This window comes from Micromonospora sp. NPDC050276 (genome assembly GCF_044459545.1).
GTDB lineage: Bacteria > Actinomycetota > Actinomycetes > Mycobacteriales > Micromonosporaceae > Micromonospora.
In genome coordinates this window covers 45,365-66,996 of the sequence record NZ_JBITJA010000012.1, presented here as the reverse complement: position 1 = coordinate 66,996, position 21,632 = coordinate 45,365, and the positions used below count along the sequence as shown (strand labels likewise).

The 21,632-nt window shown below is 72.3% G+C and carries 18 protein-coding genes and 1 riboswitch; of the genes, 10 read left to right on the top strand and 8 right to left on the bottom strand.

What is annotated here, in order from left to right; translation table 11 throughout:
• Positions 1–6: 6 nt before the first annotated feature.
• A riboswitch (SAM riboswitch) is annotated at positions 7–142 on the bottom strand.
• A gap of 162 nt (positions 143–304) precedes the next feature.
• Positions 305–3,163, bottom strand: a complete 2,859-nt coding sequence (locus tag ACIBF8_RS24415) for a hypothetical protein (protein WP_396785883.1) — start codon at positions 3,161–3,163, stop codon at positions 305–307.
• A gap of 44 nt (positions 3,164–3,207) precedes the next feature.
• On the bottom strand, positions 3,208–3,732 hold the full coding sequence (locus ACIBF8_RS24410) for a hypothetical protein (RefSeq protein ID WP_396785882.1): 525 nt from the start codon (positions 3,730–3,732) through the stop codon (positions 3,208–3,210).
• 164 nt (positions 3,733–3,896) lie between these two features.
• Here ACIBF8_RS24410 and ACIBF8_RS24405 point away from each other — a divergent pair, with 164 nt between their 5' ends.
• Entirely contained in the window at positions 3,897–4,658 is a 762-nt protein-coding gene (locus ACIBF8_RS24405) for a hypothetical protein (protein ID WP_396785880.1), read from the top strand.
• Here the strand turns inward: ACIBF8_RS24405 and ACIBF8_RS24400 are convergent, their stop codons facing one another.
• Entirely contained in the window at positions 4,659–5,621 is a 963-nt protein-coding gene (locus tag ACIBF8_RS24400; RefSeq protein WP_396785879.1) for a DMT family transporter, read from the bottom strand.
• Positions 5,622–5,712: 91 nt separating this feature from the next.
• Between ACIBF8_RS24400 and ACIBF8_RS24395 the strand changes: the two genes are divergently transcribed.
• Complete coding sequence (locus tag ACIBF8_RS24395) at positions 5,713–6,018, top strand: ArsR/SmtB family transcription factor (RefSeq protein WP_396785878.1); 306 nt, start codon at positions 5,713–5,715, stop codon at positions 6,016–6,018.
• A gap of 345 nt (positions 6,019–6,363) precedes the next feature.
• Positions 6,364–7,083, top strand: a complete 720-nt coding sequence (locus tag ACIBF8_RS24390; RefSeq protein ID WP_396785877.1) for a DUF4232 domain-containing protein — start codon at positions 6,364–6,366, stop codon at positions 7,081–7,083.
• 9 nt (positions 7,084–7,092) lie between these two features.
• On the opposite strand, the gene ACIBF8_RS24385 is transcribed toward ACIBF8_RS24390, so the two are convergent.
• Positions 7,093–7,959: an ABC transporter permease gene (locus tag ACIBF8_RS24385; protein WP_396785876.1), complete on the bottom strand. Its 867-nt coding sequence runs from the start codon at positions 7,957–7,959 to the stop codon at positions 7,093–7,095.
• A complete protein-coding gene (locus tag ACIBF8_RS24380; protein WP_396785874.1) occupies positions 7,959–10,823 on the bottom strand; it encodes an alpha/beta fold hydrolase in 2,865 nt (954 codons plus the stop codon). The genes ACIBF8_RS24385 and ACIBF8_RS24380 overlap by 1 nt, the downstream gene beginning before the upstream one ends.
• Before the next feature lie 372 nt (positions 10,824–11,195).
• Between ACIBF8_RS24380 and ACIBF8_RS24375 the strand changes: the two genes are divergently transcribed.
• Genes ACIBF8_RS24375 through ACIBF8_RS24345 form a run of 7 tightly spaced genes read left to right on the top strand, consistent with a single transcriptional unit; the run spans position 11,196 to position 19,435 of the window.
• Positions 11,196–12,374 (top strand): hypothetical protein, encoded by a 1,179-nt coding sequence (locus ACIBF8_RS24375; RefSeq protein ID WP_396785873.1) that lies wholly within the window; start codon positions 11,196–11,198, stop codon positions 12,372–12,374.
• Entirely contained in the window at positions 12,361–14,943 is a 2,583-nt protein-coding gene (locus ACIBF8_RS24370; protein WP_396785871.1) for a nitrate- and nitrite sensing domain-containing protein, read from the top strand. The genes ACIBF8_RS24375 and ACIBF8_RS24370 overlap by 14 nt, the downstream gene beginning before the upstream one ends.
• Positions 14,940–15,413 (top strand): roadblock/LC7 domain-containing protein, encoded by a 474-nt coding sequence (locus ACIBF8_RS24365; RefSeq protein ID WP_396785870.1) that lies wholly within the window; start codon positions 14,940–14,942, stop codon positions 15,411–15,413. The genes ACIBF8_RS24370 and ACIBF8_RS24365 overlap by 4 nt, the downstream gene beginning before the upstream one ends.
• Positions 15,410–15,898 carry a DUF742 domain-containing protein gene (locus ACIBF8_RS24360; protein WP_396785868.1) on the top strand — a complete coding sequence of 163 codons (489 nt, stop codon included), beginning with the start codon at positions 15,410–15,412 and terminating at the stop codon, positions 15,896–15,898. Before ACIBF8_RS24365 ends, ACIBF8_RS24360 begins: the two co-directional genes overlap by 4 nt.
• Positions 15,876–16,634 carry a GTP-binding protein gene (locus tag ACIBF8_RS24355; RefSeq protein WP_396785867.1) on the top strand — a complete coding sequence of 253 codons (759 nt, stop codon included), beginning with the start codon at positions 15,876–15,878 and terminating at the stop codon, positions 16,632–16,634. Before ACIBF8_RS24360 ends, ACIBF8_RS24355 begins: the two co-directional genes overlap by 23 nt.
• Before the next feature lie 38 nt (positions 16,635–16,672).
• On the top strand, positions 16,673–17,185 hold the full coding sequence (locus ACIBF8_RS24350) for a hypothetical protein (RefSeq protein ID WP_396785866.1): 513 nt from the start codon (positions 16,673–16,675) through the stop codon (positions 17,183–17,185).
• A 36-nt stretch (positions 17,186–17,221) separates the two neighbouring features.
• The gene (locus ACIBF8_RS24345; RefSeq protein ID WP_396785865.1) at positions 17,222–19,435 is read left to right on the top strand and encodes an AAA family ATPase; all 2,214 of its coding nucleotides are present in this window, start codon (positions 17,222–17,224) and stop codon (positions 19,433–19,435) included.
• A gap of 75 nt (positions 19,436–19,510) precedes the next feature.
• Here the strand turns inward: ACIBF8_RS24345 and ACIBF8_RS24340 are convergent, their stop codons facing one another.
• The 3 genes from ACIBF8_RS24340 to ACIBF8_RS24330 all read right to left on the bottom strand — a co-directional run bounded on the left by ACIBF8_RS24340 (position 19,511) and on the right by ACIBF8_RS24330 (position 21,625).
• The gene (locus ACIBF8_RS24340) at positions 19,511–20,020 is read right to left on the bottom strand and encodes a GNAT family N-acetyltransferase (protein WP_396785863.1); all 510 of its coding nucleotides are present in this window, start codon (positions 20,018–20,020) and stop codon (positions 19,511–19,513) included.
• A gap of 140 nt (positions 20,021–20,160) precedes the next feature.
• Positions 20,161–21,057, bottom strand: coding sequence for a hypothetical protein (locus ACIBF8_RS24335; protein WP_396785861.1), 897 nt, complete (start codon positions 21,055–21,057; stop codon positions 20,161–20,163).
• On the bottom strand, positions 21,026–21,625 hold the full coding sequence (locus ACIBF8_RS24330) for a DUF3618 domain-containing protein (protein ID WP_396785859.1): 600 nt from the start codon (positions 21,623–21,625) through the stop codon (positions 21,026–21,028). The genes ACIBF8_RS24335 and ACIBF8_RS24330 overlap by 32 nt, the downstream gene beginning before the upstream one ends.
• Positions 21,626–21,632 lie beyond the last annotated feature (7 nt).

Sequence of the window (21,632 nt, the reverse complement as noted above, 5' to 3'; positions counted from 1 at the left end):
AGAGTCCTCTCATCTTTCCCCGCATCGCACCGTGCGGCGGGGACGGAATTGGCACCTGCCCCGCGGGGCGCTCAGCGGTGAGCGCGCGGGGTGGTTGCCGGGGCGTCGTCGGGCCGTATCCCTCAGCCCCTCTGGATGAGGTATTCAGTTGTGCCGTGGAGTCTACGCAACACCGCGCGGGACGCCCACGGGCGTCCCGCGTGGTGAACAGTCCGACCAGCCCCGCCACGAACGACGGGGGACCCTGCCGGACGCGCGGCGGTGGCCGGGGCGAGTCGCCTCACCCCGGCCACCGTGCGGTGCGTCAGTTCCCCGGGTAGGGGTCTCCGCAGTCGCGGCCGTTGGCGTAACCGGGAACGTTGACGAAGGCGATGGCGTCGTACGCCACGTCAACAGTGCCATCCGCCTGCGCGACGATGTTGTCGAGCTGGACCTTGGCGCCCGGGTAGAGCCACGTCCAACCCAGCGACACCCACTTGTCCTCCCAGTTCGCGGAGTTCTGGTCGATCGAGCAGATGATCTGGTGGTCGGAGCCACCGGGACCGCCGTCACCCTGCGAGATGATGTAGTCCACCTGCTCATTGGCGCCGTGCGAGGGCAGGTGTACGACGATCTCGTAGTCGTCCGACGGCAGATCCGTCGTCCAGGTGCCGAGCACCCGGTGACGCTTGAACTCCTCGCTGCCCCCGGAGTCACCGTCGTACGAGTGGGTGAACCAGGTGTGCCCCAGATAGCCGGCACCGACCTGGTGCAGGTCCACCTGGCCGTACAGGGCGGCGTACGAGCCGAAGGGGCTACCGGTGCGGAGCGTGAACTTGCCGCCCCGGGGCTGCGGCGCACACCCCAGCCGGTTGAAGCTGGAGTCTCCGTTGCTGTCGTCGATCACTGCGGCGACCGTGCCGATGTCGGCCTTGAACGGGGTGCAGGCGGTCGGGTAGACCCGCAACAGCGGTGGCTCGGACGAGAACAGCGGAAACGCCAGTCGCTCCTTGGCGCACTTGGCGGCACACCCGTCGCTCCAACTCGTCGTGCCGTGCCACCAGCAGTTCGAGTTGTCGGACGGGCAGGCGTTGAGGACGTTGGGAGTGCAGTAGTTGACCGTCCCGCAGAACTGGTAGCGACCGGGCAGCTGGAGCTGGTTGTTGGAACCGGTGCCGAAGGCCGGCGGCAGGTACTTGTCGAACGGTTCGATCCACTGCCACTGCGGCACCTCGGCCCAGCCCATGATCTTTTCCGGGTACGACCAGTCGGCCGGGTGGCTCGCGTCGTCCTTGTCGACCCGAAGGAACGGGTCACGGTTCGCCTTGTACTGCGGATTGGCCGGGTTGTTGAACCAGCCGACGCCGTACGGGCCGCCGGTGTTCTGGTAGACGCCGGAGTTGTAGCCCCACACGGCCAGATACCAGTTCTCGATGAAGGCCGGGTTGCCGTTGTTGACCATGGATCCGGTCCGCGCCACCTCCAGCCACTTCGCCTGCAGGATCGCCATGCCGGCGGCGATGTTGGCCTGGTAGTCCATCGCGATGGCCTGCTGCTGCCACGAGTTGTAGGTGGTCTGACCCCGGGCCATGCCGTCGGTCACCTGGGAGATGCCGTAACCGCAGTCCGCCGACGAGTAGTCGATGATGCGGATGTCCTCCTCGTGGGCCCGATGACCGTAGTAGTCCGAGATCAGCGGGTTACCCGCGTCCCCGGGCACGGCGTGCCACGACGCCTGGGCCAGGTTGGTTTCCTGGGCGAGGATCGCCAGCATCAGCTGTGCCGGCACGTTCGGGGCGTTCGTCGGCTTCCGGAACATCACCTGCGGCTTGTAGGGCTCGCCGGCGCCCGGAGTGCTCCGATCGTTCAGCAGCACACCGTTGGCGGCCTGGTCGACTGCCCATTCGACCTGGTTGGCGCTGGGCTGCAGAACCTGGGTGGACAGCTCGTTGCGACCGATCACGCACTTCGGCTGGCCCGGGTCGGTGATCGGTGGTAGGTCGGCCAGGGTGGCGGCCATCGGACCGGTGAAGGTCGGCCTTGCCACGTCGGCGGGGGCCCGGCGCTCGGATCGCACCGTGCCGGACCGCGTCTCGCCGCTGGCGGGCGACTCGACAGTGACCCGCAGGACGCCGGCCGCCGCCTTCCGGCCCGCCATGCGCTCCCGCGTCTGCTCGACCGACAGTCCCTGTACGACGAGGTGCCCCTGCTGCGACACGCCCCGGGCGGGTCGGCTGCTGCGCAGCAGCCGCAGGTCGCGGGCGGCACCGGTGGCGATCCCGGTGACGTCCCCGACCAGCGCGTTGCGCCCCTCGGACAGGCCGAAGAGTTCGAGCCGCTTCCCGGGCGAGGTGCCGAGGTGGGTCAGTCGACCGGCCCGGTGTCGGTAGGCGGCCGATCGCTCGACGCCGCCCTCCGACTTGAGCGTCACCACATCGAGGGCGGCGTCGGCCGTGGCCCGCAGACCGTAGGGCTGGCCGCCCGGCCGCGCGACAACCGTCGGCCGGCCGTTCCCGGCGACCCGGACGACCTCGCCACGGATCACGCCGTAGTCGCCGTCCGGCCCGGGGGCCGGATTGGTGAGCTGCGCCTTGACCCGCCGGGTGCTCACGACCTTGCTGGCGGTCGCGTCCACAGTCAACAGATCGGTCTGCTGCTGGTCCGGGCCGATGGCTCGGGTCAGCAGGATCCGGTCGTCCGGTCCGCAGCCCGGGTTGAAGTAGGCGAGCTGGACGTCGTCGGCGATCTTTCGAGCGGCGCCGGTGCGGACGTCCACGACGGCCGCGAGCGCGCCGGCGTTCACCAGGGCCGGCTTGTTGGTGGACATGACCGGCGCGTAGACCACTGCGGCGTACCGGCCGGAACCGGTCAGGCAGACGTAGCCGGTCCAGGAGCCGGCCTCGGTCCGTCCGCCGGTCAGGGTGGCCAGCCGCGACCAGGCGAAGGCGTCCTTTTCCCGGGCAATGTAGAGGTGGAAACCGTCGGTGTCGCCGGATCCGGTGACCAGGACGTCGGAGGACGACTTCCAGTCGTCGCCGAGAACGCGGGCGGGGTCGGTGACGGCGGCCTGCCGGCCGGTTTCGGTCGATGGGGTGGGTACGGCGGACGCGGCCTGGGGCGCGATGGTCACACTCGAGGTGAGCACCACGGTTGCCAGGACAGCCCGCAGGCGCGAGGCATGCATGGGGTTCCCCTCCGGACGGCGGCGAGATCGCAGGATCGACATGTTCACTGCCATGTGGAACACGCTCCCGACGTCCCGCTACCGTTCGTGTCCGGGTCCGGGTCGTACTCCTGGCCGGGAATCTGGTAACCGTCGCCGAAACACAGCTTCACCGAGTTGTCCCAGCTGACCAGGACCGTCCGGTAGGTCTTGGTGGTGCCGGAGACGAGGGTGGAGTGTTGACCGGAGCCGTTACGGATGATCCGGCCCTTCCCCCCGTAGGCGGGCTGAGCCCAGATGTACAGAAAGAGCCAGGGGTAGTTTGGAACCGTGGTGAAATCGAAGTCGGCCCAGGCGGCTCCGCAGGCCCGCGACCGGTAGATGGTCGCCTGGCCACCGCCGAGTTGGTCCATCGCGATCTGTCTGACCGCGACCTGATCGGCTCGGCAACCCTCCTCGCCGGGCCAACGGCCGTCGCACTTCCAACCGTTGCAGTTGACGGCCGCTTGGGCCGGGGTGGCCTGGACCACCGTGCCCGCGCTCGCCATCAGGACGAGCGCGGCAAAAACCGCATGCAGACGTAGTCGCACCTGTTACACCCCCGTGTAGGTAAGGACGAACCTGGGGTCACGGTAGTCTCACCGGTGGTGGCTGCGACAGACTTGAGTGTGTCGATGTCGCGTGATAGACATCGAGCACACCCCGACGGCTCGGCGGGGCGGATGAAACGGGGATCGAGCATGGTGGCAACCGCATGACCATCGACCAGGCCACCGGGCACCCTTCGACCGACTCTCCGGAGCAGCACCGACGTAGGCGACCGCTGTGGTGGTTGGCCCTCGTGCTCGCCGTCGCGGCCCTGGTCGTCACCGTGGTGGTCGTCGTCACCCGGCAGACCGATGACCCACCGGTGGAGCGGGACGCGGCCCGGACCACACCGAGCGCCGCCGCCCCGGGCACCCCGGGCGCAGCCGGGCCGGACACCGGCGGGCCGACCGCAGGGACGCCCGCGCAGCCCGGCGCTTCCCTGAACGGGGGCAACCCGGCGCCCACCCGCTCACCCTTCGACAACGGCGACACCGCGCTACCCGGTGTCGACCCGCAGGCGTTGATGCAGCGGTTGGCAGCGCGGTGGAAGCTGCGGCTCTACAGCAATCCGTACTTCGGCTCCGCCACCCGGCACAGTGGGGCGGCCGGCGACCCAGCCAGCGGAACCCGGCAGGTGACGCTGCTCATCGACAAGGAGAAGCGGCTGCGCGGCGTGTACTGCGGGGCCAGCGGCCCGGACAGTCGACCGCTCACCAGCGAGGGGCGACAGTTCATCGACGACTGCGCCCTCGGGGCCCTCGCCGCCGCTGCGGACCGCGACAGCCTCGACGCTTGGCTGGACCGCCGGATCACCGCCGGCAAGGCCGCGCAGCCCGAGCGGGAGGAGGGCCGGGTCGGCGAATTCCGAGTCGTCCTCAACCGCCCCGCTGCCGGTCTGGTCGCCGTCGAACTGACCCGGCCGGCCTAGCTAACGGCTCACCACCGCGACCGGGTCGACTACCGCCACCGGGTCGGCGACGGCGGTCGCCTGGTAGGCAAGGGCGGTGCGCGCGCGGGTCACCACGTTGGCGGCGACCAGGGCAGCGATGGTGAGCGCCGCCCCGGCCAGTTCGATCCCGACCGGCCGGTAGCCACGGGCGATCTGCACCGCGAAGGTGGTCACCGGGACCAGGTTCATGAACAGCGCGGCGTTGGCGGCACCGAGTCGCTGCACGCCGGTGTTCCAGGCCAGGACCGCGACCACGGCGCCCACCAGCACGGCGTACGCCAGCTGCGGGGCGACCGCCACGAGGTCGGCGGCCCCCGGCGCGTGCTGCCAGCCGACCGCGTCGGCGCCGATGCTCAGGACGAGCATGGCGGCCGTGCCGGAGAGCGCGGTCAGGGTGGTGAAGCGCAGCGGCGACCACTCGCCGAACCGGCTCGCGCCGTGGGTGTAGATGCCCCAGCCCAGCACCGCGCCGATCATCATCAGCCCGCCGAGGCCGAACTGGCCGAGCCCGGCCAGGCTCCCGCGCGTGATAACCAGGGCAACCCCGACGAGCGCTACCAGGGAGAGGGCCAGCAGGAGCGGTTTCGGGCGTACGCCGTCCCGAGCCCAGCGAACGAGCTGGGTGATCACCGGCGTGGTGGCCACGAAGAGGGAGACCTGCTGCGGAGCGGCGTGTTCGAGCGCCAGGTTGGTGAGCAGGTTGAAGCCCGCGAAGCCAACCACGCCGAGTACCACCACCTCGACCGCCCGGCCGCCGTGACGCAGCGCGCCGGCACCCTCGCGAAGCAGCAGGATGGCGACCAGGACGACGGCGGCCAGCAGGTAGCGCGCCGTGGTCAGGTTGAGCGGGTCGACCCGGTTCAGCGCGCTGGCCAGGACCGGGAACATCACGCCCCAGCCGAGCACGGCGAGCAGTGGGTATGCGACGGCGCGGGATCGCATCGGCAACTCCAATGTTCGAGTATCGTCGAACCAACGACACCGACCATAGGGTGTTGTTCGATTATTGTCGAACAACGGTTACACTGGTCACATGGAGTTGCACGAACCCGACCTGACCGCCGTACCGGTCACCAGCGTGTTGGCCGCACTCGCCGACGACGTGCGACTACAGATCGTCCGGGCGCTCGCCGAGGGCGGCGAGGCCGCCTGCGGCAGCTTCGACTTCGGCGTCTCCAAGGCAACCCGCAGCCACCACCTCAGGGTTCTGCGCGAGGCGGGCCTGACCCGGACCCGGGCGGCCGGCACCAGTCGACTGGTCCGGCTCCGCCGGGACGAGCTGGACAAGCTCTACCCCGGCCTGCTGGACGCGGTCCTCACCCAGCGCCCGCCGGCCTGACGTCACCTCACGCCCGACCGGCGCGTCAACGAAAGCCCCTCAAGGCACCCGGCCCGTGCACCACGAGCCGAGTCGGCCCGCCGAGCCGAGAGACGTGCCGCCCGCACCCCTCCCACAGGGCATGTCGACCTGCCCCAAACGTGGGGCGGCAGGTGGCCCGACCGATAAACCGAAGGACGAACCCGACTGGCCATCAGTCCGGTGCTTTCGCAAACGATTCAGCTCCAAAGGCGCGCCATGAGGTCCGCCCGCCGGCGACAGCGACGGAGTCGGCACCGGAGCAGCCACCGCAAAGGCCCGGGGGCCGGCCAGCGATGGAACGTCCACGTACGCGAGGATCGGTGGATGATCTCTCGCGAGACGTCAGCAGGGCGGTGGGCCAGCACGGCGTCCACGGCGGTCAAGGGGTTCACGGCGGTGACGGTGGTGACGGCCGCCCTCGCGCTCGGCGCCTGCCGACCTGGCGACCATCGCGGCCAGTCCGGCGACCCGGCCGGACCGCCCACCGCGTCCGGCCCGGAAGCAGGCCCGTCCGCGAGCCCCGACCCGCTGGCCGAGTGCCCGGCGACCGGCGTCCGGATCCGGTCGACCGGCGGGGACGCTGCCATGGGCCTGCGCGCCCTCGGACTGGAACTTGTCAACTGCGGCGACCGGCCCTACCAGCTCAACGGGTACCCGGTGCTGCACGTGTTCGACGAGCAGCGCGAGCCCGTCATGCTGCGGGTGGTCAACGGCGCAAAGGAGATCACCTCGGGTTTCGACCAGCCACCCCAGCAGGTCACCCTCGCCGCCGGGGAACGGGCCACCGCCGTGGTGCTCTGGCGCAACCTGGTCACCGACTCGACGGTGGTGGCCACCAACGGCGAGTTCCTGACCGTGGCGCCCGCTGCCGGGCAGCCCGCCGAGGAGGTCGACCCGGACGGCCCGATCGACCTGGGCAACACCGGCCGGATCGGCGTCAGCGCCTGGAAGAAAGCAGAGCCGTCCACGCCGGCGCAGCCAGCCCCGCCGCCGGCACCGAGTGCGGTGCCGTCGTCGGTGAGCCCACCCGACAGCCGGCTCTGAGCAAACCCGCTAGGACGTGATGTCCTTGCGGGTGAAGCGCCAGAAGGCCAGCCCCCAGAACAACGTCGCGTAGCTGATCGCCGAGATGCACCCGCGCACCACGTCATCGGTCTGCACGGGAGTCGAGAGCAACCCCAGCCAGGCGGTGCTGAAATGGGTGGGCAGGAAGTCCCGCAGCGCGCCCAGGGCGGTGATCTGGTCCAAAATGCTGGACAGGATCCACAGCAGAACGGCCCCACCTACCGCGCCGAGCGCGGCGTCCGTGGTCACCGACAGCAGGAACGCCAGCCCGGCCACCACCAGGAGTACGACCGCCAGGTAGCCCAGCACGGCCAACAGCCGGAGCAAGCCCTCGGTGGGTTCCAGCTCGGCGGCGACCGTGCTGCGCAGCGGCGACCACCCGTAGCGCAGGGTGCCGGCCAACAGCGCGGTGCCGGCCAACAGCAGCAGGGCCAGTCCCGAGTACGCGAGCGCGACCACCAGCTTCACCGTCAGCAACCGGGCCCGGGGCACCGGGATCGCCAGCAGGTAGCGCAGGCTGCCCCAGCTCGCCTCGCTGGCCACCGTGTCTCCGCAGAACAGCGCGACGACCACCACCAGCAGGAACGACGCCGACACGAAGATCGAGAACAGGGTGAAGTTGAGCCCGCCGGACGTGGCCAGGTCGACCAGGCTGGCGAACTCGTTGTTGCCATTGTCGTCGTCGCCACCGGAGTTGAACTGGAACGCGATCAGGATGATCAGCGGCAGCAACACCATGAACCCCAGCGCCAACTGGGTCCGCCGCCGGGATGCCTGCCGACGGAACTCCGCCCCGAACGGCATGGTGGCCGAAGGCCGATAGCCAACGGCCTCACCTGCGCCAGAAACGACCATTACCGGTCACCGCTTCCCCGAGAGTTCTCGCCCACCAGGGCGAGGAACGCGTCCTCCAGGCGCCGCCGGGGCACCACCCGATCCACTCCGATGCCGGCGCGCACCAGCTCCGCCACCACCTCGCTGCGGGCCGTGCCGTTGGTGTCGACCACCAACTGCCCGTCGCTCTCCGGCAGGACGCGGACCCCGTGCAGCCGGTCCAGCACCGCCCGCGCCGCCACCGGGTCGGTGACGTCGAAGAGCACACTCGGCGACTCGCCCACGATCTCCTCCACCGGCCCGGACGCCACGATGCGGCCCTTGTTCACCACCACCGCGTGCGTGCACGTCTGTTCCACCTCGGCCAGCAGGTGGCTGGAGACCAGCACCGCCCTTCCGTCCGTGGCGTACCGCTGGAGCACCCGGCGCATCTCGGCGATCTGCGGCGGGTCGAGCCCGTCGGTCGGCTCGTCCAAGACCAGCAGCTCGGGAAGGCCGAGCATGGCCTGGGCGATGGCGAGACGCTGGCGCATCCCGTGGCTGTAGTTCTTGATCCGCCGGTGCACGGAGTCACCCAGCCCGGCGATCTCCAGTGCCGCGTCGAACTGGGCGTCCTCCCACGGCCGCCCGGTGGCCCGCCAGTACGCCTTCAGGTTGTCCAGGCCCGACAGGTGTGGCAGGAAGCCCGGTCCCTCCACCAGCGCCCCGATCCGGGACAGCACCGGTGAACCGGGCACCAGTCGGCGACCGAAGACGTAGATCTCCCCGGCGGTCGGCTGGGTCAGCCCCATCAGCACCCGCAGGGTGGTGGTCTTGCCGGCCCCGTTCGGCCCGAGCAGGCCCACCACCTGACCCGGGTGCACCTCGAAGTCCACGTTCGACACGGCGACGAAGCCGTCCGCGTACTCCTTGCGCAGTGCGCGCACCGCCAGCGGGGTGTCCGCGTACTCCGGATGCACCGACCGGTCCTGGCGGCGGTGCCGGCGGCGGACCAGGGCGACGACCACGACGAGCCCGATCACGATGACGGCGAGCAGGCCGGCGAGCACCCAGCGCCAGATCGTCGCCGCGGTGGGGATCGGCTCGCCGTCGACCGTGGGCAGGCTGACCGCGCCGTCCGCCGCCACCGTGTAGACGGTCGGCTCGGCCGGCGTGGCGTACGCCTGGTCGGAGGTGGCCACCACCAGCCGCAGCCGGTGCCCGGCCTCGACCCGCCGGACGATCCCGGGCAACGTCACGGTGACCGGGCGGGCGTCCTGCACCCGCTGCGGCAGGCCGGTGAGTCGGATCGGGGCGACCAGGCCGTTGGGCAGGGTTGCCGCGCCGTCCGCGTCGACGTCGTAAAGCTTGACGAAGAGCACTGCCTCACCGGTCGGTGACGCGGCCCGCAGCGTGACGGTGGGCGCGCCGGCCACGTCGACCGCCTCGGTCAGCGGCGTCGACTCGAACTGGGCGTGCTGGCCGGGCACGTCGCCGGCCACCCCGTCGAGCAGTGCGGCGAGCCCGCCGGCGAACGGGATCGAGGAGATGGCGGCCGGGTTGCCGTTCGGCGGGTTCGCGATCGGCTGGGCCGGGCCCGCGACCGAAACCTCCCGGCGGCTGTTGCCACCCAGGCCCGGGTAGTCGACGCGACGGAAGCCGGTGGCGACCAGACCCCGGTCGAGCGCGTCGAAGCCGGCGATCCGCGACCAGGTGAAGTCGTCGCCGGGCGCGTCCCCCTCGCCCTTGACGTAGTGGTCGAGCCACTGGACGGTCAGGAACTTCACCCGGTCGGAGTCCGAGCGGGGTCCACTGCCACCGTCGTGCCCGCCGGTGAACCAGGCGATCCGGACCGGGGTGCCGGTGGCGGCGATGCCGCGCGCGTTCGCGTCCGCCTCACCGAGCGGGAAGAGCGTGTCCGCCTCGCCCTGCACCAGCAGGGTGGGTGCCTTGATCCGATCCAGGACGCCCGCCGGGCTGGAGCGACGCAGCAGGTCGACGGCGGCCTGGTCGGCGCGCCCGGTGGTGGCGATCCGGAGGTACGCGGCACACACGTCGGCGGCGAAGCGACCGCAGGACGGGTCGGCGGCACCAACCGGCGCGCCACCGGGGCCGGTGCCGGGACCGGCGCCCGGCCCGGGGCTGGGTGGGCCGGCCGACGCCGGTGCGCCCTGCGGCTGGGCGGCGGTCGCACCGGAGAGCCCGGCCGGGCCGGAGCCCACGTTGCCGCCCCCACCGAAGAAGAGGCCCGCCCAGCCCTTCTTGAACACGCCCTCGGTCGGCGCTGCGCCGGTGCTCTCCGGCAGGAACGCGCGGGACAGGTCGTTCCAGGTGATCATGGGGACGATCGCGTCGACCCGACGGTCCTGGGCGGCCAGCAGCAACGCCAAGCCGCCGCCGTACGAGCCGCCGACCACGCCGACCTTCGGGTCGCCGGCACCGTCGGTGCGCACCTCCGGCCGGGTGGCCAGCCAGTCCAGCAGTCGCTGGGCGTCGCGTACCTCGTAGTCCGGGTTGTCCAGGTGGATCTCACCACCGCTGCGGCCGAAGCCCCGCGCGGTCCAGGTGAGCACCGCGTAGCCACGCCCGGCGAACTCCTCCGCGTCGGAACGCACCGACTCCTTCGTGCCGCCGAACCCGTGCGCCAGCAGCACCGCCGGCACCTTCCGACCGGACGAGGCGTCGTTTGGCAGGTAGAGGGTGGTGTCCAGGTCCACCGGCTGGTCCCCGGACGGTCCGGAGCGGACGGTGAGCATCGCGCTCTCGGTGCGTACGCCGGGACCCTGTGGCCACACCGCCCAGGTCACGGCGGCGGCCAACAGCACGACGACCACCGCGGCGGCGATCGCGCGGCGGCGGGTGGGCAGGGCACGCCGGAACCACGCGGCCGGCGACGGCGATGTCATGCGGCACACGGTACGGCCCGCAGCCTGAGCGTTGGCTGAGATCCGCCGTACGTCCGTCCGGTTGCCCCGATCGGTGCCCAGTGGGGTGCGAGCGCGCAGCGTCCGGCGCGGCCCAGTGCGTTGACTTCGGATCCCGTGAATTCCGATCTTCCGCGGATATCCACCTCGATCCCTCCATGTCACACCCACCGATGACACAGAGCGTGCGGGTAACGCGGACAAATGGTGACATGGCTCGAAGTGACGTGAACCTGACTCGTCGAGTGCGGTCTGACCAGCCGGGGGTTCGATTAGTTTTCCGGTCCGGTGCACGGGACTTGTCGGTCTACCCGACGCCGCGCCGATCCGCGCCCCACGCCGGAGGAGACACACATGACAGTCCCCGCGCCGCGGGCTCGTCGACGGCCGTCCACGCTGGGCCGGCTGCTGCCCCTGCTGCTCGTCGCAGCACTGCTGGCACCGTTGGGCCTGCTCGCAACCTCGAACTGGCGGCAGATCACCGACGACCGGAACCTCGCCGCCCGGGAACGGCTCGGCGTGCAGTACCTCACCGCTCTGGCGGCGGTCACCGACGCCCTCGTCGAGGCCCAGTCCGCCGCGGTGGACGGACGCCCCGACGCACGGGATGCGTTGAACCGGGCGGTCGAGGGCGCCGCCGCGGTGGACGCCCGCATCGGCGGTGAGCTACTCAGCCAGGAACGCTGGGCGGGTGTACGGGCCAAGTTGGAGGCGTTACGCGGCCGTGCCGCCGCCGACCCGGAGGCCGCCTACACGGCGTACGGCGAGGTCTCCGACCTGCTGCTGGCCCTGCACCGGAAGGTCCGGGAAAGCTCCGGGCTGGTCCGTGACCCCGAGGCCGACTCCTTCTTCCTGCAGGACAGCGTCGGCCAGGAACTGCCCGAGGCGATGGTGGCCGCCGGCCGGCTTCGCGACCTGGGCACGCTGGTCTCCCGCCGGCCGGCCGCCGAGCAACCTCGCGGCCTGCTGGAGCTGACCGGCCTGCGGGTGACCGCCCTGGCACCCGCCACCGACCTCGTCGACAACCTGCGCTCGGCCGTGGACGGTTCGGAGAGCACCGACCTGGGCGCCAACGTGCTGACCCCGCTGGACACGTACCAGCGCTCGGTGGAGGCGCTTGCCGCGTACTCCGCGCCGGGCAAGGAGACCGGCGTGGTGGACCCGGTCCAGTTGAGTGCCGCCGCGCTCAACGCGCACCGCTCGGCCCGCCAACTCCAGCCGGTCATCCTCACCGAACTGGACTCGCTGCTGGTCGAACGCATCGATCGACTCGACCGGGACCGCTGGCTGACCACCGGAGCGGGGGTCGTCGCCGCCCTGTTGCTGAGCTGGCTCGCCGCGCTGCTGATCGCCGCCGGCCGCCGGGCACGGCGTCGGGCCGCCCTGACCGCGACCCACGCGGAGAGTCCCGACACCCCGTTGCCCCGCGACCCCTGGCAACCGCCGGCCGACGAGCCGCGTGCGCGGCAACCGGTCGGCGCGGCCGGTGAACCGGAGACCGCCCAGTGGGGGGCCTTCGATGCTGCTCGGTAGGCTCCGGATCCGCGGCAAGCTGGCGTTGCTCGTGGTGATCCCCCTGCTCAGCATGGTCGGCCTGGCCGTGCCGGTGATGCACGACCGGGTCGCCGCGGCACAGCGGGCCGGCGACACCGCCGAACGGGTACGACTCGCCAGCCGGGTCGGCAGCCTGGTCCAGGACCTCCAGCAGGAACGCATCCTCTCCGTCGGCTTCCTGCTCGGCCGGGTCGAACGGAGCGAGCTGGTTCGCAAGTCCGCCGACGTGGACGATCGGGTGGCCGACCTCCGGGCGGCGCGCAGCGGCGCGTTGACCGACCAGGTCGACCAGGCGCTCAACGGTGTGTCCAGCCTCATCGACCTGCGGACCGCCGTGCTGGCTCGGGCCGCGAACCCGGGCCAGGTGATGGACGCGTTCGGCCCGGTCAACAAGGGGATCATCGAGTCACTGCAGCTGGTGATCGGGGTGGACACCGACACGTTGCCGGGCCGCCAGGTGCTCGCCCTCGACGGGCTGCTCCGCGCCGACGAGGGCCTGGCCACCTGCGCCACCCTGAGCCTGCTGGTCAAGGCGATCGGCACCCCGGACACCACCGCCGGATACGTGGCGTGCATCGCCGCGCTCATGGTCGACAACTCGCGCTTCCGCAGCCTGATCACGCCCGAGCAGCTCACGGTGGCCCAGCTCAACGACGCCGCTGTGGCCGCGCGTACCAGCCCCGACTTTTTGGTCAGAAGCGCCCGGGACCCGGCCGCCGCGGTCCGCGACGTGCCGATGGAGGCGCTCTTCCCGGCCGTCCGCACGATGATCCGGCTCGGTCAGTTCGTCGAGAAGAAGCTGGTCGCCGACGTACTCGCCGAGGTGACCGCCGAGCAGCGGCGGGCGTTGACCGCCGCGTACCTGGTCGGTGCCGCGGCGGCGCTGATCCTGACGCTGGTGGTGCTGCTCAGCGTGGCGGTCGCGCGGACCGTCGCCCGACCGCTGACCCGACTCACCCGCTCGGCCGACCGGGTCGCCCGGGTCGCCGAGGCGGAGCTGGTCCGGGTCACCGACGACGAGACGGAGAGCTCTCAGTCGGTCCGGTTGGAACCGGTGGACATCCGGGCCAACGACGAGATCGGCGACCTGGCGCGGGCCTTCGACCGGGTGCAGAACACCGCGGCGCAGCTGGTCGAGCGGCAGGTCGCCGGGCGACGCAACGTGGCGCAGATGTTCGGCCACGTCGGGCGGCGTACGCAGAACCTGGTGGGTCGGCAGATCGCGTTGATCGACCGGCTGGAACAGCAGGAGGCCGACCCGGGCCGCCTGGAGCACCTGTACCGACTCGACCACATCTCCAGCCGGTTGCGGCGCAACGCCGGCAGCCTCGTGGTGCTCTCCGGCTCGGCCGGGGCCGACGCGCACACCGCACCGGTGCCACTGGCCGACGTGGTCCGGTTGGCGCTCGGTGAGATCGAGGACTACACCCGGGTGGAGGTGCAGGTGCCGGCGGGCATCTCGGCCGCGCCGGCGGTGGTCGGTGACCTCGTGCTGGCGCTGGCCGAGCTGATGGAGAACGCCACCGTCTTCTCCCCGCCGCACACCCGGGTGCTGGTGGCCGCCGAGACGTCCGGCCTGGGCGCGCGGCTCACCGTGGTGGACCACGGCATCGGGATGAGCGAGCAGCGGCTGGCTGAGGAGAACGCCCGGTTCACCCGCCGGGAACGGCTCGACCTGGCCCCGACCGAGGTGCTCGGTCTCTTCGTGGTGGGCCGGTTGGCCCGCCGGCACGGTTGGCAGGTCGGCCTGGCCGCCACCGGCGGCGGTGGGGTGACCGCATACCTGGAGATCCCAGCGGCGTCACTGGTGCTGCGCCGCGCCGACCGCGCCGGGGCTGCCGTGGCCCGGGCCGCGGTGCCGGCCCGAGACCGGCGTACGACGGTGACGCTCGACCCGGGGCGGCCCCGCACGGCGGCCGTCGCCGCGCCGGCCCGCTTCGACTCGGACCTGCTCAGCCGGGTCACCCGCAGCCTGGACGCCGGCTCGTCCTGGGACGCGTTCGGTCGGGGCCAACCCGAGCAGGCCGTTCCCGAACCCCAGGGCCCGGAGCCGTCGGGCAAGCCGACCGGGCCACGGGTCCGGCAACGGGTGCCCGGGGCCAGCCTGCACGCCACCGCCGCACCGGCCCGGCCGGTGGACGCCACCGGCGCGGACCCCGCCGCCGCCCGCGCCCTGGTCGAGGCGTTCCAGGCCGGTGTACGCCGGGCCGAGCTACAGGTGGCACCGGGTCCGGCCGGTTCGGCGGCCAGTGTCGGGGCGGCCGTGGGGAATCCGGACGTGACCGTCGACCTGCCGAGCACACCGGGCGGCGCCGGCCCGATGGTGACCGGTGGCGGTGGCTCTACCGAACCCACATCGGAGCGGCCCCGGTTGAGCCGCCGGGTGCCGGGGGCGAACCTCACCGCCATCCCGGCCTGCCAGCCACCCAGTACGCACCTCGGTGACCCGGCCGAGGTCCGCGACCTCATCAGCGAGTTCGAGGCGGGCGTCGCCCGCGCTCTCCGCGAAGTCAGCCCCGACCACCGGAACGAAGGATCATCACGGTGACCAGCCCCTTCCTGCACGACAACGTCGACCAGAGCCAACCCAGCACCCCGGGGGACCTCAGCCCGGAGGCCCGTACGTTCAACTGGCTGCTGGACTCCTTCACCTCCAGCACCGCCGGGGTCCTGGAGGCGATCGCGGTCTCCTCGGACGGTCTGTTGATGGCCATGTCGGCGATCAAGGATCGGTCCAACGCGGAGCGCCTGGCCGCCGTCGTGTCCGGGATGACCAGCCTCGCCGGCGGGGCGGCCAGTTGGTACGCGCTCGGCGGCCTCAACCGGGTGATCGTCGACATGGCCGACGGCTACCTGCTGATCAGCGCGATCAGCAGCGGTTCCGTGCTCGGGGTGGTCGCCGACCGGTCGGCGAACCTGGGCACTGTCGCGTACGAGATGACGCTCTTCGCCGGGCGGGCCGGTGGTGCCTTGACCCCGCGGCTGATCGTCGAGTTGAAGAACGCCGTTCAGCAGTGACCCCCGACGTCGCCGGCGAGGACCCGGATCCGGATCCCAGGGTTCGGATCCGCCCGTACCTGCGCACGCCGTCCCCGACCGGGGACGGCGCGGCGGCGACACCGACGCTGCCCGAGCCGCAGTCGGGCGGGGAGCAGCCGGCCGGTCCCCGTCCGTTCGTGCTCACCGCTGGGCGGGTGGCCGGTGCCGACCCGGCGATCGGGCTGGAGACCCAGGTGACCGCCCGCGTGGACAGTGGCTGGTGGGCCGGCCCACCCGGCGCGCTGCTGGCACCGGAACTGCAGACGATCATCGCGCTCTGCGCCGAGCCGATCTCGGTGGCCGAGATCTCGGCCCGCGCCCGGCTGCACTTCGGCGTGGTACGGGTCCTGGTCGGCGACCTCCGCGCCGCCGGGCACCTGGACGTGCACGTCACCGACACCGACGACGCTGTCGATCCCGATCTCATCCTGCGAGTGATTGATGGACTCCGTGCGATCTCCTGAATGGCCGGTCGCCCCGCTCGGCGGGGTCGCCGCGAACAGCGCCGCCGCCCGTTACGGCATGTCCCCGGGCACCGGGCCGATAGTCGGGCGGACCGGCCCACCGCCGGCCGCACCGCCGCCGTACCGGCCCCCGTCGGGCACGGCGTCGGTGCCACCTCCGGGCGGTAAGCCGGCCGCACCGCCGATCCCGGTCAAGATCCTGGTCGCCGGTGGGTTCGGGGTGGGCAAGACCACCACCGTGGGCGCGATCTCCGAGATCGCGCCCCTGACCACCGAGGCCGAGATGACCAGCGCCGGGATCGGCGTGGACGACCCGGGCGCCCGATCCACCAAGACCACCACCACGGTGGCGATGGATTTCGGCTGCGTGACGATCGACCGCAGCCTGAAGCTCTACCTGTTCGGCACGCCGGGGCAGACCCGGTTCGGCTTCATGTGGGACGACCTCGCCCGGGGAGCACTCGGCGCGCTGGTGGTGGTGGACAGCGCCCGGCTGGACGACTGCTTCCCGGCCATCGACTTCTTCGAGCGGGCCGGGCTGCCGTTCGTGGTCGGGGTCAACGCCTTCGACGGGCGGTTGGCCCTGGAGCTCGCCGAGATCCGCTGGGCGCTGGCCATCGGCGATCATGTTCCTCTGGTGCAGTTCGATGCCCGGGACCGGCTCTCGGTGCGGGACGCCCTCCTGGTCGTCCTGGATCGTGCGCTGGACCGCGCTACCCGAGACAGAAGGGCCTGAGCCGACCAGCTCCGGCCGTGGCGGGAAGAGGTGATCTGGTGAGGGGCGACCTGGACGAGACGCTGGCCCGGCTGGCCCGGCGTGAGGAGGCGTCACGCCGTCGGGCCGCCGACCGTGACGACACCGCCGCACCGTCGAGCCCGACCGGGCTCGGCAGCGGCGCCCGCAACGCCCGGCCGGGCCGGCACGATCCGCGGCACGCGGGGGTCGAGACCCCGAGTGACGTGCCCGGGTGGGGACCGGTCGAGGAGGTGGCCGAGGCGGTCCGCCAGGTCGTCGATGCCCACCCCGGGCTGGCGGTGACCGTGCAGGTGGAGCACGCCGGGCGGACGTACCCGATGCGGGTCTCCTGGGACGGGCCCGCCGTCACGGTCGGACCGGTGCCCCCGGCGGCGCCGGTGGAACCCCCGCCGTCCTGGCCGCTGTCCGGCCGGACGGTGCCCGCCTGGGCGCCCGGCCCGGACGGGTTGACCCCGGACCCGGCGGCCCGGTTGGCGGAGCTGATCCGGCGCGACCCGTCGCTGTTGGACGAGTTGGATCCGCGGCGCTGACCGGCGGGGCTGGCCGCTGGCGGCTACGGTCGGGCGGTGGCGCAACCTGATCTGACCCTGACGGCGAGCCTGCGGCCGGCCACGCTGGACGCCCGACGGGGCATCGTGCGGCTGCACCCGGAGGCGCTGACCGCACTGGGGCTCCGCCCCGGCGATCCGGTCCGGCTCGTCGGCCGCCGGGAGACGGCCGGGATCGCGGCGGCGGCCGCACCGGGTGCGAGCAGCGCCCTGCTGTACGCCGACGACCTGACGTTGGGCAACCTGGGTCTGCGCGACGGTGGTCAGGTGCGGGTGAGCCCGGTGCCGTTGGTCCCGGCGAGCCGGGTCGTCCTGACCGGGCCAGTGGAGGTCGTCGCGGCGGTCAGCCCGGAGATGCTCCGGCTCGCCCTGTTGGGCAAGGTGCTCACCGCCGGCGACGACGTGTCGCTGCTACCGCAGGACGTGCTGCCGGACGCCTCGGTCCGCAGCCTGGTCGAGGCGGCGCGACGCAGCCTCGCCAACACCGTCGGGTTCGCCTGGACCAGCACCCTGCTCACCGTGGTCACGGTCGAGCCGGGGGCCGGTGCGCTGGTCACCATGGGCACGGTGCTCGGTTGGGAGCACGGCGCGAGCACCCACGGCGGGCCCAGCCCGGTCGACACCGCACCGACCCAACCGCGGGCCAGCACCGAGGTGGCCCCGGCGGACGACGCGCCCGACGTGGACGAGCTGCCCGGCCTGCGAACCCAGGCCGAGGAGCTGACCGAACTGCTCGATCTCGGCTTCCACCACCGGGAGGTGCTGGGCCGGCTGGGTACCACCATCTCGTTGGGGGTGTTGCTCGTCGGCCCGGCGGGCTCCGGAAAGTCGGCGCTGGTCCGGGCCGTGGCCGCCCGGGTCGGTGCCCGCGTGCACCCGCTCTGGGCACCCGAGGTGGCCGCGCTGGCCAATCAGGCCGCCGCCGAGCGGTTGCGCGTCGCGGGCACGGCCGCCCGAGCCGGCGGGCCGGCGGTACTGCTGGTCACCGACGTCGAGGCGATCGCACCGGCGGAGGAGCCCGGCCCGGTGGCGACGGTGTTCCGCCAGGTGCTCGCGGATTGCGTCCGCGCCGGCGTCGCCGTGGTCTGCACCACCGGGCGGCCGGAGGCCGTCGACCCCGCACTGCGGGCGCCGGACCTGCTGTCGCTGCGAATCAGCGTCCCACTGCCGGATCAGGCGCTGCGCCGCGAACAGCTCACCGTGCTGACCCGGCAGGTGCCGTTGGCCGACGACGTCCGGCTGGACGAGGTCGCCGCGCGTACCCCCGGGTTCGTCGCGGCGGACCTGGCCGCGCTGGTCCGGGAGGCCGGGGTACGCGCGGCGCTGCGGCAGAAGTCCGCCGAGACGCCGACGGTGTCGATGGCCGACTTCACCGCCGCTCGGGAGGTGGTCCGGCCCACCACGATGGCGGCGTCCACCCTGGATCTGGCCTCGGTGACCCTGGACGACGTGGGTGGCCTGGACGAGGTCAAGCAGACGTTGACCGAGTCGGTGCTGTGGCCGCTGACCTACCCGGACACGTTCGCCCGGCTCGGGGTGCAGCCGCCGCGCGGTGTCCTGCTCTACGGGCCGCCGGGCTGCGGCAAGACCTACCTGGTCACCGCGCTGGCCGGCTCGGGACGGGCCAACGTGCTGTCGGTGAAGGGCGCCGAACTGCTCTCCAAGTGGGTCGGCGAGAGCGAACGCGCGGTCCGGGAGCTGTTCCGGCGGGCCCGGGAGGCGGCCCCCACCCTGATCTTCCTGGACGAGGTGGACGCGCTGGCACCGGTACGCGGCCAGGCCACCGACGGTGGCACCACGGACCGGGTGGTCGCCGCCCTGCTCACCGAGTTGGACGGGGTGGAGACGCTACGCAACGTGGTGGTGGTCGGCGCCACGAACCGACCGGATCTGGTCGACCCGGCACTGCTGCGGCCGGGCCGGTTGGAGCGGCTGGTCTACGTGCCGCCGCCGGACGGGCCGGCCCGCGCGGAGATCCTGCGGGCCGCGTCTAGGCAGGTGCCGTTGGCACCGGACGTCGACCTGCCCGCCCTCGGCGACGAGCTGACCGGCTTCTCCGCCGCCGACTGCGCGGCGCTGGTCCGGGAGGCGGCGTTGGCCGCGATGCGGGAGTCGCTCGCCGCGGCCACGGTCACCGCCGCGCACGTGGCGACCGCGCGGGCCCGGGTACGTCCGTCGCTGGACCCCGCCCAGGTCAGGCGGCTGGCCGAGTACGCCGCCAACCGGGAGTGATCAGAGCAGCACAACCCTTTGTCACGCGCGGGACGTCCGTAGTACGTCACATCGCCGCCGACCAGCCGGCACCTCTCAACGGGCGGGCGGTGTCGAGTCGAGACAGATCTCGGCGTGCACCTTGCCGTCGTGTTCGCGCAGTTTCGCGCCGCACTTCTGCAGGACGGCGACCGCGCCGATGTTGTCCGAGGTCGTCTCGGCCACCACCGCTCGCATGCCGGCCCGAGCGGCGGCGTTCAGCAGCTCCCGCAGGGCTGCCGCGCCGATCCCCTGCCCGCGTGCCGAGCGGCCGAGCCACATTCCGGTCTCCACCGTGCCGGGCTCGTCACAGCGCGTCATCCGCACCATGCCCATCACCTCGCCACCGACGAGGATGGCGTACATCTGCGAACGGGTCGGGCCGTCCAGCCCGCGAAAGCTGGCCCGATGGAATTCCCGGAACGCCTCGCGGCGGGCGAGCGACCAGCCGGCGGGAGCCTCGACCGGAGGCATGACGTCACCGGGCTCCGCCTCCGCAGCCGCTACGGAGAGCAACGGCTCCAGGTTCCGCTCGTCCACCGGCTCCAGCCGGACCGCACCCGCCACGTGCCGCAGTCTGCCGCCCTCATCGGCCGAAGTCCACCCCATTGGCCATCCACTGGCGGTCTGGACAGCGGTACCGGCCGGTCGGGCGGCCGGGGTGTTCCACCTCACGCTCTGTTGTCACCCGTCCGGGTGTCGAGCGCTCAAACCGCCGGCTCGAACTCGCAGAACACCACCGACGCGTCGTCGGTGGACTTGTGCCGACGCAGCCGATCGGGGTGGTCGCGCTCGGCGTCCCGCACCCGGTCGATCAACGCGCCCGGCCCATCGGCGCTCACCAGGTCCAGCAGACCGGCCCAGTCGGTCAGCCCGAACTGCTCCACCGCGCTGGACGCGCCGTCGCTGAGCAGCGCGGCCCGCCGGATCGCCGCCGGACCGCGCCGGGGCAGGGTCCCGGTCACCGCGTGGAAGGCTGCGTCCGGGTCGGCAGCCGCAACCCAGTAGCCATGCGTACGGTTCATCCGCTCCCGCTGGACGCTCACCGCGTGCCGGAACCGGGTGACCGGGTCCGCCGCGCCGCCCGGCACGGTCGCCACGGTCTCCCGCAGCTCGGCCATTGCCGTGTCCAGCCGGTTGTCGGTCACCACGCTGACCTGCCCGCCGGCGTCGAGGACCAGCGGGCTGTCGCAGAGCACCAGGTAGTCCACCTGGTCGCCGCAGTCCCGCAGCAGGCAGACCGTGCTGGACGGGGTGCCGGGATGGTCGAGGTCGCACTGCCCGCCGTGGTCGGCGCGCACCGCCAGGATGGCCGCGGCCAGATTGCTGGTCAGTCGGGCGGAGGGGCGTACCGCCTCGGCGACGCCGATCCGGGCGGCCAGGTGCCGGACGTACCACTCGGGCCCGTGCACGCAACCGGTGTCGAAGCCGTCCGGTACGGTCGCGCCGTCCAGGACACCGACCAGCGGACCGAACCGGAAGACCAGGTCCTCGTTGACCGCCCGGTCCGGGGCCAGCGCGGACGCGGAACTCACCCGCATCACCTGCGCCGGCCCCGCCGCGCCGATCGGGTCAGTGCTGCCGAAGGTCGTCAACGGCCGCATGCGTCTCTCCCTGCACCTGCCCGGCGGCCGAACGGCCCTGGTCGCGTACCGCGGACACGCCCTGCTGGGCGCTGGACCGCACCGACTGGGCCGCCTGCTGCGCGGGCCCCCGCAGGTTGTCCTGCATCTGGTGGCCAACCTGGCTCGCCTGCTCGCGCAGCTCACCGGAGTGCTCAGTCGCCATGCTCCGCGCGCGTCCGGCGAGTTGCCGCTCACGCCCGCTCGGCGGGATCAACGAGGCGGCCAGCAGACCAACTCCGAAGGCGACCAGGCCGGCGGCCATCGGGTTGCCCTGAGCCTGCTCGCGGGAGTGCTGCCCGAGTGAACGGGTTTCGTCGCGTACCGAGCCGGCCACGTGCGACATCCGCTGGCCAGCCTCCTGCCCGAGCTGATTCGAACTGCCCATCATCTTCTCCTTCGCTCGGGTGAACGCCCCGCGGGCCTGCCCGACGCGGTCACCGGCGATCCGACGCGGGTTGACCTTGTCGGTCAGTGCGTCGACGTCACTGCTCAACTCGTTGCGGGTGGTCTCGATCTCCCGCCGGATCCGATCCGGATCACTGGACATGACCTGT